General features: G+C 31.2%; 13 protein-coding genes. 10 read left to right on the top strand and 3 right to left on the bottom strand.

Annotation, left to right across the window (positions count from 1 at the left end):
• Positions 1-19 precede the first annotated feature (19 nt).
• Entirely contained in the window at positions 20-901 is an 882-nt protein-coding gene (locus ACO6VN_RS07160) for a metal ABC transporter permease (RefSeq protein WP_016998587.1), read from the top strand.
• Positions 864-1,277 carry a Fur family transcriptional regulator gene (locus ACO6VN_RS07155; protein ID WP_016998588.1) on the top strand — a complete coding sequence of 138 codons (414 nt, stop codon included), beginning with the start codon at positions 864-866 and terminating at the stop codon, positions 1,275-1,277. The genes ACO6VN_RS07160 and ACO6VN_RS07155 overlap by 38 nt, the downstream gene beginning before the upstream one ends.
• Before the next feature lie 50 nt (positions 1,278-1,327).
• Here the strand turns inward: ACO6VN_RS07155 and ACO6VN_RS07150 are convergent, their stop codons facing one another.
• The 3 genes from ACO6VN_RS07150 to ACO6VN_RS07140 all read right to left on the bottom strand — a co-directional run bounded on the left by ACO6VN_RS07150 (position 1,328) and on the right by ACO6VN_RS07140 (position 3,845).
• Positions 1,328-1,891 (bottom strand): 5' nucleotidase, NT5C type, encoded by a 564-nt coding sequence (locus tag ACO6VN_RS07150; protein WP_064204530.1) that lies wholly within the window; start codon positions 1,889-1,891, stop codon positions 1,328-1,330.
• Positions 1,892-1,976: 85 nt separating this feature from the next.
• On the bottom strand, positions 1,977-3,050 hold the full coding sequence (gene ispG, locus ACO6VN_RS07145; RefSeq protein ID WP_422404568.1) for a flavodoxin-dependent (E)-4-hydroxy-3-methylbut-2-enyl-diphosphate synthase: 1,074 nt from the start codon (positions 3,048-3,050) through the stop codon (positions 1,977-1,979).
• Positions 3,051-3,083: 33 nt separating this feature from the next.
• Complete coding sequence (locus ACO6VN_RS07140) at positions 3,084-3,845, bottom strand: DUF1189 family protein (RefSeq protein ID WP_194201289.1); 762 nt, start codon at positions 3,843-3,845, stop codon at positions 3,084-3,086.
• Between the two features lie 163 nt (positions 3,846-4,008).
• Here ACO6VN_RS07140 and ACO6VN_RS07135 point away from each other — a divergent pair, with 163 nt between their 5' ends.
• From ACO6VN_RS07135 to rpmG, 8 genes are all read left to right on the top strand, one after another.
• The gene (locus ACO6VN_RS07135; protein ID WP_016998592.1) at positions 4,009-4,611 is read left to right on the top strand and encodes a superoxide dismutase; all 603 of its coding nucleotides are present in this window, start codon (positions 4,009-4,011) and stop codon (positions 4,609-4,611) included.
• A gap of 313 nt (positions 4,612-4,924) precedes the next feature.
• Entirely contained in the window at positions 4,925-6,919 is a 1,995-nt protein-coding gene (locus tag ACO6VN_RS07130; protein ID WP_216683396.1) for a peptidoglycan D,D-transpeptidase FtsI family protein, read from the top strand.
• A gap of 466 nt (positions 6,920-7,385) precedes the next feature.
• Complete coding sequence (locus tag ACO6VN_RS07125) at positions 7,386-8,339, top strand: PstS family phosphate ABC transporter substrate-binding protein (protein ID WP_194201288.1); 954 nt, start codon at positions 7,386-7,388, stop codon at positions 8,337-8,339.
• Between the two features lie 66 nt (positions 8,340-8,405).
• A complete protein-coding gene (gene pstC / locus ACO6VN_RS07120; protein WP_194201287.1) occupies positions 8,406-9,335 on the top strand; it encodes a phosphate ABC transporter permease subunit PstC in 930 nt (309 codons plus the stop codon).
• A gap of 1 nt (position 9,336) precedes the next feature.
• Positions 9,337-10,239: a phosphate ABC transporter permease PstA gene (gene pstA, locus ACO6VN_RS07115; RefSeq protein WP_017000223.1), complete on the top strand. Its 903-nt coding sequence runs from the start codon at positions 9,337-9,339 to the stop codon at positions 10,237-10,239.
• Between the two features lie 22 nt (positions 10,240-10,261).
• Positions 10,262-11,104, top strand: coding sequence for a phosphate ABC transporter ATP-binding protein PstB (pstB, locus tag ACO6VN_RS07110; protein ID WP_017000224.1), 843 nt, complete (start codon positions 10,262-10,264; stop codon positions 11,102-11,104).
• 1 nt (position 11,105) lies between these two features.
• Positions 11,106-11,753 (top strand): phosphate signaling complex protein PhoU, encoded by a 648-nt coding sequence (gene phoU, locus ACO6VN_RS07105; protein ID WP_064211048.1) that lies wholly within the window; start codon positions 11,106-11,108, stop codon positions 11,751-11,753.
• A gap of 76 nt (positions 11,754-11,829) precedes the next feature.
• The gene (rpmG, locus tag ACO6VN_RS07100; RefSeq protein ID WP_016911879.1) at positions 11,830-11,979 is read left to right on the top strand and encodes a 50S ribosomal protein L33; all 150 of its coding nucleotides are present in this window, start codon (positions 11,830-11,832) and stop codon (positions 11,977-11,979) included.
• The last annotated feature ends 30 nt before the right edge of the window (positions 11,980-12,009 follow it).

Here is a 12,009-nt window from a genome sequence, read left to right as displayed (position 1 = left end):
TCGAAAGGTCGTGCTGTGTATGATCGATGCTTTTATGAATTTTGATTTTATAAGATATTCGTTTATTAGTGGTATTCTTGTTGGGCTAATTGCGCCTTTAATTGGTGCTTTTATCGTTGTAAGAAGATTATCTCTCATCGCGGATGCATTGAGCCATGTGACGCTTGGTGGTATCTCTATGGGACTGTTCTTTATGAGCATTAGTCCAGTGTTTGCTGCTGTAAATCCTATATGGTTCGGTATTATCTTTTCGATAGCTGGTGCATTATTAATTGAAGAGTTAAGAACTGAATACAAACATTATCAAGAAATCGCGATACCTATTATTATGAGTGCAGGTATTGGAATAAGTGTTATTTTTATTTCTTTAGCTAGTGGCTTTAATCAAGATTTATTTGGTTATTTATTTGGGTCAATTAGTGCTGTAAATTTAAGTGACTTATTTACGATATTGGCTATAACAATCATCGTATTAATATTTGTTATGTTGCTGTATAAATCGCTTTTCGTTTTATCATTTGATGAAGAATATTCTCGAGTAATAGGGATGCCTAAGTGGATTCAATTATTATTCATTGTCATTGTAGCGCTAGTTATTTCCGCTTCAATGAGAGTTGTAGGAATATTATTAGTCAGTAGTTTAATGACTTTACCAGTTGCTACGAGTATGAGACTAGCAAAAGGCTTTAAACAACTAATAGGATTAAGTATCTTATTTGGTGAATTATCTGTGATACTGGGATTAATACTTTCATTCTATTTGAATATTTCTCCGGGTGGTATTATAGTAGGTTTATTGATAATAGAGTTATTAGGAAGTATTACTTATAGTAAAGTATTGATAAAAAAAGGAGGCTATCATCTTGAAAGTAGAAGAGGCCATTCAAATCTTGAAGAGTGAAGGACATAAATATACAAATAAACGTCGCGATATTATTTCATTATTTGTTAATGAAGATAAATATATAACGGCTAAATATATTCAAGAAGCTTTGAAAGATGATTATAAAGGTTTATCGTTTGATACTATCTATAGAAACTTATATTTATTTAAATCTCTAAATATTATAGAAAGTACGGAAATAGATGGAGAAATGAAGTTTAGAATTTCATGTCAAGATCATCACCATCATCACTTTATTTGTGAATCATGCGGAAACACAAAAGTTATTGATTTTTGTCCAATGGATGTAATCAAACAACAGTTAGGAAATGTTGAAATTACTTCACATAAATTAGAAGTATACGGTAAATGCGAAAATTGTAAAACGGGATAAATTAAAAGGACTTCTTCATTAGTTGTTAAATCTAGTGAAGAAGTCCTTTTTTATATTTTACTTAAAATGCTTGATACGTCATGCCAATTATTAATTCTATATATGCCTTTATTAAGTGATTTTTGATTATAAGGCGTATCGAATAAAAAGACCGGGATATTAAGCTTTTCGTTAATATCTAAAGCATTATCCAATTTATCTTCAAAGAATACGTCAATACGTTGTTCTTTAGTAACCTTTAATTTATCGTGGCTCCCTGTTAATATGATTTGATCAAAAGGAATATTGTGTGTATCAAACCAAGTCTTAGTTATATCTTCTAAATAGTGGTGTCTGGCACTGATGTAATATAATTCATATTCGTGTTTTAGCTGGTTTAATATATCTTTAGCGCCTTCAGCAACTGGGGAATTTTGATATATATAAGATTCATTATTTTTGAACCAGTTTAACATTTCTTCTTCCTCACACTTTAATACATTAGCTAAATTGTATTCAGTTATATCTTCATAACGTAATTTCTCATTAAAATCTTTTTGTAAATAAGGAACGAAAGTTTTGGGACATGTAACTGTACCATCAATATCTATTCCTAATCTTGGTTTCCGAGTCATTTAAATCACCTTTTTATAAATTTAATAAAAACACAATAAATAAAATTTATTGTGCCTTAATTTGTTTTTCCTGTTTTGTTGAACTTTATGCTTTTTCCATTTCTATTGCCAGTTTATCGATTTCTTTTTTTAATTCTTCCACCATTGTTTCTTCTGGCACTTTTCGAACTGTTTTACCTTTCATGAATAAAAGTCCTTCTCCACGTGCTCCAGCTATACCTATATCAGCTTCACGAGCTTCGCCAGGACCATTTACTGCACAACCCAATACCGCTACTTTTAAAGGTACTTGAAGGTTAGAAATATATTCTTCAACTTCGTTGGCAATGGATATTAAATCAATTTCAATACGTCCACAAGTAGGGCATGCAATTAAAGTAGTAGCATTACTAGCTAAGCCGAAAGCTTTAAGTAAAGATTTAGCTACTTTAACTTCTTCAACTGGATCAGCAGATAATGAAATTCGACAAGTATTTCCAATGCCTAGACTTAAAATAGCACCTAAACCTGCTGATGATTTAACAGTACCATTAAATAATGTACCACTTTCTGTAATACCTAAATGTAACGGGTAATCAAAAGCTTGTGCTGCTTTAGTATAAGCTTCTATAGCTAAGTTAACATCACTAGCTTTCATAGATACGATAATATCATGGAAATCTAAATCTTCTAGTATTTTAATATGGTGTAATGCACTTTCTACCATACCATCTGCAGTAGGGTAACCATATTTTTTTATAATATGTTTTTCTAAAGAGCCAGCATTAACGCCAATTCTTATTGGAATATTCTTTTCTTTACATGCTTTTACAACGGCTTCTACCTTTTCTCTTCTACCTATATTACCAGGATTGATACGAATCTTATCAGCACCGTTTTCAATTGCAATTAATGCTAATTTATAATTGAAATGTATATCCACGACAAGTGGAATGTTAATTTGTGACTTTATGTCTTTAATAGCATAAGCATCTTCTTCGTTAGGACAAGCTACACGGACTATTTGACAACCTGCTTCTTCTAAACGTTTGATTTCTGCTACTGTTGCTTCAACATCATGTGTTTTAGTAGTCGTCATACTTTGAATAACTACTTCATCAGAACCGCCTATTGTTAAATTGCCCACTTTAACTGGCTTCGTTTTAGTACGATGAGTGATTTGTGACATGATAAGACCCCTTTATTTAATTTATTATTGTTTAAGACTAGCACGTTTCTTTCCGTTTGGTAAATAATATGCCGTAACAATAATGCCCACAATTATTATACACCATGATACAAACATTAATAAAGCGTTCCCAATAAGAATACCTAATAATAAGACTAAAGTAGGAATAGATATAATAAATGTTACCATTTTAAACCAAGTCATATATCTAGATTTTTTATTTAACAGGATACTAATTAAGTGACCTATAAAAGCAACTATAGCAATTTTAAATGAAATACTCATAAATTGTATAAACAATAATAGTAAGATAATGATAGAGAAATAAAAATATTTGGAAGCATTAATAGTATCGATAAAACTAGATAAATCCTTTTCATCATGAATTACACTTGATAAAGAACCATAACTTATTTTAGTATGATCATTATAATTTGATATTTCTATGTCCTGTGGTTTAAAGACGACTAGATGTTCGGGTTTCATTTTAAATTGTTGTGATTTAGTAAATACAATAGAATGTTTATCATTTAGTTTAATGATTTTTTCTTCAGACAGTTTCATTTCATTATTATGTATTTTAAACTTAGGAATTTCATCAACTTCTTCGTGAGCTAATGTAGATATATTTTGAGTGATTTGAAAATACTGAATAGTATTCGGTACAATTAGAATTATACTCAGTAGTAATATATGTAGAAAAACATATCTCAATTTAGTAATTCTATACATGGGATATTTTTTTGGATGCTTAATCAATCTCTTTAATTCATTAACATATTGCATGCGTTCACCTCATTCTTAATTAATAATAATGATAAATCGATTTAAGTGCAACATGATTAAATACTAAACTAAATATTTTGAATATTAATAAACAAAAGATTTGTTAAAATAGAATAAACTTGATAAGATAAGTATGTAAAACAAATGAGGAGGATGATTATTTATGGCTTTTGAATTACCAAAATTACCATATGCGTATGATGCATTAGAACCACACATCGATAAAGAGACAATGGAGATTCATCATACGAAACACCATAACACTTATGTAACAAAACTAAATGATGCAGTTAAAGGTACTGACTTAGAAAGTAAATCTATTGAAGATATTATTAAAAACTTAAATTCTGTACCAGATGATATCCGTACTGCAGTTCAAAACAATGGTGGCGGACATTACAATCACTCATTATTCTGGGAGATGTTAACTCCAAATGCTTCTGAACCATCAGGCGAAGTAGTAGATGCAATCAGTTCTACTTTCGGTTCATTAGACAAATTTAAAGAAGAGTTTGCAGCAGCAGCAGCTGGACGCTTCGGTTCAGGTTGGGCATGGTTAGTTGTAGATAACGGTGAATTATCAATCGTTTCAACTCCAAACCAAGATAACCCATTATCTGAAGGTAAAATTCCTGTATTAGGATTAGATGTTTGGGAACACGCTTACTACTTGAAATACCAAAACAAACGTCCAGATTATATCAGTGCATTCTGGAATGTTGTAAATTGGGATAAAGTAAACGAATTATACCAAGCAGCAAAATAATTTATTAATAGAGTCCGGGGCATAATTAATTGTCCCGGACTTGTTTTTTATTGGCAGTAGTTGATTGGATTGAAATTCTCTTATATCAAGCTTTTTTCATTCCTAATCATCCAAGCTGGGGTGAGATAACGAAATCTTTTTAGAAAAAAGAGATTTTCCTCTCGCTCTCTTTTTTTATAAAATTTCAACTATATCAATGGCATTGTTAGCTATAATCATATATTATGAAAGTATTATATTAGAGTTGAAAAGGTAGGTTTAGTTCTTGAAACGATTAAAAAAGAAATCTAAAGAAGAAGAATTTCGACTTTTAATGAATAAACGCGTAAGTATCATCTTAGGGATAGTTGTCATTTTATTCTCAGTCTTAATTATGCGATTAGGGTATTTACAAATTGTAAAAGGTGCTGAGTATAAGAGAACAATTGATAGTACAGAATCAATCACTGTGAACGAATCGGTCCCTAGAGGTCGAATTTACGATAGAAATGGAAAAGTACTAGTCGATAATGAATCTAAGAAAGCAATTACATATACTAGAGATAGAAGAACGAGTCAGGATGATATTTTAGATATTGCAGAAAAATTATCTCATTTAATAAAAATGGATACTTCTCGTATCACAGATCGAGATAAACAAGATTACTGGATTATCAAAAATCAAGATAAAGTGCAAAAGCTTATGAAAGATGAACAAGCACTTTTCTCTGACGGTAACATAAGTCAAGATGATTATGATGAAGCTTTATACAATAAAGTGACGAAGAAATATACAGATGAATTATCTAAAGACGATTTACAAGTTTTAGCTATTTTTAGAGAAATGAATTCAGGTTCTCAGTTAAGCCCGGTAGTCATAAAAAATGAAGATGTAGGCAATGAAGAATATGCTGCTGTATCTCAACATTTATCTGAATTACCAGGTGTTAATACGACAATGGACTGGGAAAGAAGATATCCATATGAAGAAACACTAAGAACATTATTTGGTGATGTTTCTAGCAAAGAGGAAGGTTTACCGAAAGAATTAGTAAACGACTATTTATCAAAAGGATATTCAAGAAACGATAGAGTAGGTAAATCATATTTAGAATACCAATATGAAGATATTCTAAAAGGTTCTAAGAAAAAAATGAAATACGTTACTGATAAATCCGGAAAAATAACAAGTTCTGAAGTTATATCTGAAGGATCTAGAGGTAATGATCTTGTCTTAACAATCGATATAGATTTACAGAAAAAAGTTGAAGAATATGTTGATAAACATATAGAATCATTACGAAATAAAGGTGCCAAAGATATGGATCGAGTGATGGTTGTTGTACAAGACCCAAGAAATGGTGATGTACTTGCAATGGCAGGTAGAGAAATTGATGAAAATGGCAAAATTACTGATAATCATATCGGTAATATTACAAGTCAATATACAGTTGGTTCATCTGTAAAAGGCGCTACTTTATTAGCGGGTTATCAAAACGACGCATTAAAAGTTGGAGATTCAATGGTCGATGAACCATTAAAATTTAGTGGTGGTTTAACGAAACGTTCTTACTTTAACCAAGATGGTACGAAGAGAATAACAGATGCTGAAGCACTTATGCATTCATCAAACGTGTTTATGTATAAAACAGCATTATTATTAGCGGGCACACCATATAATAGTGGTATGTCATTACCATCTGATGTGGAAGATGCCGGTATTAAATTAAGAAAAGGGTTAAACCAAGTAGGGTTAGGTGTTAAAACAGGTATAGATTTACCAAATGAAACAGCAGGTCAAATCGAACCTATTAAAGATAATCCAGGTAATTATATTGATTTAGCAATTGGACAATTTGATACTTATACACCAATACAATTATCACAATATGTTTCTACAATAGCTAACGATGGTTACCGCTTAAAACCACACTTAGCAAAAGAAATTAGAAATTCTACTAATGAAGATTCACTTGGACCTATTAAGAAATCATTTAAAGGTGAAGTGATGAACAAAGTAAACAATAATGATAAAGAAATAAAACAAGTCCAAAAAGGTTTCGATATGGCATTTAATAAAGAAGAAGGAACAGGGTATTCTAGTTTCCATGATACTGTAGTTAGATCAGCAGGTAAGACTGGAACAGCAGAAGTATTTAAAGATGGTAAACCACAGGTTAACTCGACATATGTAGGATATGCACCAGCTAAAGACCCTGAGTTATCATTCTCAATCACATATACAAACCAACCAGTACCAGAACCATGGTTACCAGGTGGGGACTTAGGTAGAGATATCATAAATTATTACTTTAAAGATAAGAAGTAATTCATAAAGAGGCTGAGACAATTAATTTGTCTCAGCCTCTTATTTGTGTAAATAAAGTAGCGAATGTTGCAAGAGAAGGTCCACGTGCAACATAATCAACCAATCTACTACTCGCGCTTATTGTTTATGAAGAATAAGAAGAGAGTAGATACTCTAGGCAAGCATGTACGAACAAAATTGAAGTTTATATAAAAATAATATCTCATTTCTAACTGAATAAATCAGTAAAGTGAGGACTTAGTTATTTTGAGTTAGGATTTATGTTCCAAGCTCCTTTTTTATTTTATCAGCTATATTTAGCTGTTTTATGCCTTTTCGACTTATATTTGTCACAACTAATGACGATATAAACGTTTTCATAACGTCTTAACACAAACTTTACATTAGGTTTATTTGTAATTAATAAAGTAATTGTAAAGTGAAGATGTAATAAATATTAAGGGTGTAATTAATAGGAGGATTTGACATGAAAAAATGGCAATTGATTGGAACTACAACTGCATTAAGTTCTGCACTATTATTAGGTGCTTGTGGAGGCGCAGCAGAAAAATCTAGTTCAGGAGAAAGCAAATCTTCTGGAGACGATAAATTAAGTGGTGAAGTTAAAGGTGATGGTTCTTCAACAGTAGCACCTGTAATGGAAAAAATAAATGAAGAATTCTCAAAGGATCAGCCTGATGTGTCAGTATCAATCGGGGTTTCGGGAACTGGTGGAGGATTTGAAAAATTTATCGCTGGTGAAACAGACTTTGCAAATGCATCTCGAGAAATTAAAGATGAAGAAAAAGAGAAACTTAAAAAAGAAAACATAGAATATACAGAATTTAAAGTAGCTCAAGATGGTTTAACAGTAGCAGTTAATAAAGAAAATGATTTTGTAGACGAATTGAGTAAAGATGAACTAGCAAAAATTTATAATGGTGAAGCTAAAACTTGGAAAGATGTAAATTCTAAATTCCCAGATAAAAAAATAAAAGCTTTTTCACCAGACCAATCTCACGGTACTTACGATTTCTTTAGTGAAGAAGTATTAGATGAGAAAGATTTAAAATCAGAAAAAAATGCTGATACAAACGTTATTGTTAAATCAGTGCAAGATAACAAAGATTCAATCGGGTTCTTTGGATATAACTTCTATCAAGAAAATAAAGATTCATTAAAAGCAGTGAAAATTAAAGACGATAAAGATAAAGCAATAGCACCAGAAGAAAAAACAATAAATGATAATTCTTATCCTTTAAGTAGACCATTGTTTGTATACGCTAAAAATAAATCACTAGAAGAAAATGATGCATTCCACGGATTTATGGAATATGTAATTGAACATTCTAAGAAAGCATCTAAAGATGCAGGATATGTTCCACTTAAAGATGAAGAATATGACAAAGATAAAGAAACATTAGAAAAGTTTAAAAAATAATTAAAAATCAATCAAAGCTAAGGGCGTCTTAATGTCGCCCTTTTTCAAAATGAAGGAGTCAATTGTATGAAAGAACAAACTTCTGTTCAAGAATTAATAAAGAAAAATAATAATAATAAAGGAAAAGTATTTGCTGATAAAGCAGTTCCAATTGTATTGCTACTTATTGCCTCTGTTTCAGTACTTACAACTATCGGGATATTATTTACACTTTTAACTGAGACAGTAACTTTCTTTACAAGAGTAAATCCAATGGAATTCCTACTATCAAAAGAATGGGCGCCGTTTTCTTCCGATCCTAAATACGGAATTTTCTCTCTAATTCTCGGTACTTTAAAAGTAACTGCAGTTGCAACAGTCTTTGCTGTACCAGTTGGATTAGGAGCAGCACTGTATTTAAGTGAGTATGCATCGGATAAATCAAGAAGAATTATTAAGCCGATTTTAGAAATTTTAGCGGGTATACCAACTATTGTTTATGGTTTCTTTGCTTTAACTTTTGTTACACCAATATTAAGAAGCATTTTCCCAGAATTAGGCAGCTTTAACTCAATTAGTCCAGGTTTAGTCGTGGGGGTTATGATTATACCAATGATTACAAGTATGAGTGAAGATGCTATGAGTTCAGTACCTGATTCTATTAAAGAGGGTGCATTAGGTTTAGGAGCTACTAAATTTGAACTTGCTACAAAAATAGTGTTTCCTGCAGCGTTATCAGGCATCATTGCTTCAATTGTATTAGCGATTTCTAGAGCAATTGGGGAAACAATGATTGTTTCACTAGCAGCTGGTAGCACACCGGATTCATCATTTAGTTTAATAGGTTCTATACAAACCATGACAGGGTTTATTGTTCAAGTTGCAACTGGTGACGCAACATATGGTTCTGATATTTATTACAGTATATATGCGGTTGGTTTCACATTGTTCTTATTCACATTTATTATGAACATCATTTCTCAGTGGGTAACGAAGCGCTTTAGAGAGGAGTATTAATATGTCGAATACAAATTTAGTAGATCAATCAATAGTTCGCAAAAAATTACCTACTAGGCTAATGAAGAATAAAGTTATTAAAAGTGTATTTTTAATTTGTACACTAATAGGTTTAGTCGTATTAGCTATTTTGTTATTTGATATATTTAGAAAAGGAATAACACATCTTAATGTGGATTTCTTTACTAATTTCTCATCTACGACACCAAGCAGTGCAGGTATTAAAGGTGCGTTAATTGGTACACTTTGGTTAATGATGACGATTGCACCAATATCAATCATTCTTGGAGTAGGAACAGCTATATACATGGTGGAATATGCTAAAGAAAATTGGTTCACAAAATTCATTAGAGTGAACATCTCTAACTTAGCAGGTGTACCATCAGTAGTCTTTGGTTTATTAGGGCTAACAATATTTGTTCGAGGCGCAGGATTTGAGAATTTATCATTAGGGAAATCGGTAATAGCAGCAGCACTAACGATGTCTTTAATGATATTGCCAATTATCATTGTAGCTAGTCAAGAAGCGCTAAAATCAGTGCCTTCGTCTATTAGAGAAGCTTCTTTAGGCTTAGGCAGTACTAAGTGGCAAACAATTAAAAATGTAGTATTGCCAGCTTCTATACCAGGAATATTAACTGGTACCATATTAGCTTTATCGAGAGCGTTAGGAGAAACTGCTCCATTAGTAGTAATCGGTATACCAGCCATATTAATGAAAACACCAAATAGTATATTTGATTCATTCCAGGCATTACCAATGCAAATATACAACTGGGCTAAACTGCCACAAGCTGAATTCCAATTGGTCTCATCAGCGGCAATTATTGTATTGTTAATCATACTCATAATAATGAACTCAATAGCTATATATATTAGAAATAAATATCAACGTAAACTTTAAATCAAAATGAAGAGGGGTCATAATGATGACAGACGTTAAAATAAGAGAGTTATCTCAAAATGCTACATCAAATGAAAACTTAGAAAATAAAAAGATTATAGAACAAGAAAAAAATATTGTATACAAAACAAACAATTTAGATTTATGGTATGGTGATTTCCATGCTTTAAAAAATATAAATTTAGATATTGCTGAAAATGAAGTTACAGCAATTATAGGACCATCTGGTTGTGGTAAATCAACTTATATCAAAACGTTAAATCGTATGATTGAATTAATTCCAAGTGTAAAAACATCTGGAGAAATTATTTATAGAGATAAAAATATTTTTGATAAGAAATATAGTGTTGAAGAATTAAGAACGAATGTTGGTATGGTGTTCCAAAAGCCAAATCCATTCCCTAAATCAATATATGATAACATAACTTATGGACCTAGAATTCATGGTATTACAGATAAAAAAATTCTCGATGAAATTGTAGAACGTTCTTTAAAAGGCGCTGCAATTTGGGACGAGTGTAAAGATAAATTAGATCAAAATGCTTACAGTTTATCTGGGGGACAACAGCAAAGAATTTGTATTGCACGTTGTTTAGCAATAGAACCTGATGTTATTTTAATGGATGAACCTACATCGGCTTTAGATCCAATATCAACTCTTAAAGTTGAAGAGTTAGTACAAGACTTAAAATCAAAATACTCTATCATTATTGTTACACATAACATGCAACAAGCAGCTAGAATTTCTGATAAAACAGCTTTCTTCTTAAATGGATACGTAAATGAATTTGATAACACTGACAAAATCTTTTCTAATCCGGCTGACAAACAAACTGAAGATTACATTTCAGGGAGATTTGGTTAATATGGTTATAAGAGAAAAGTACGAAGGCGAACTGAAAGCACTTATAGAAGATTTATTTGAATTAGGTAAAGAAGTATATAATATGATAGAACAGTCTGTGTCAGTGTTAAGCGATGAAGATAAAAAAAACGCTAGAGCACTTATTGCTTATGATAGTAAAATTAATAAAATGGAATATGATATTAATGAAAAAGTAGTAATGTTAATTACAAAACAACAACCAATGGCTACAGATTTGCGCGTTATGATTTCTGCACTTAAAATTGCTTCTGAACTAGAAAGAATGGCGGACAACTCAACGAACATTGCACAAATTAGGAAGCGTGTTATTATTACTGATTATTTTATTCTTACAAGATTAAAAACAATGGGTAAATTAGCGATGTTAATGTTAAAAGATTTAGAAAATGCAATTCGAAATAAAGATATATTATTAATCAAAGAGATTATTGAAAGAGATACAGATATTGATGATTTGTATAGAGAAATTAGTAATACAACTTATTTAATAGATGATGATCCATTTATTTCGACTCAAGCACATTTAGCTGCAAGGTATTTAGAAAGAATAGGCGACCATATAAAAAATATAAGTGAAAGTTGTTATTACTATATAACAGGTGAACACTATGAATCTATTGAAAAATAATACTGGAATTCTGTAACCATAGATGGTATTATAAAAAGGTCGTATATTAATTGAAATAAGAACAGGAGGGTTCATCATGCGCGTAAACGTAACTTTAGCATGTACTGATTGTGGTGAAAGAAACTACATCTCTAAAAAGAATAAACGTAATAACCCAGAGCGAATCGAAATGAAAAAATATTGTGCTCGCGACGGTAAACACACTCTTCATAGAGAAACTAAATAATAAAACGAATGAAAACACATGGCTATTTTA

This window comes from Mammaliicoccus sp. JADD-157 (genome assembly GCF_049310805.1).
Classification (GTDB): domain Bacteria; phylum Bacillota; class Bacilli; order Staphylococcales; family Staphylococcaceae; genus Mammaliicoccus; species Mammaliicoccus lentus.
Note: the sequence above shows the minus strand (reverse complement) of the source record. Positions and strands in the feature narration are given on the sequence as shown.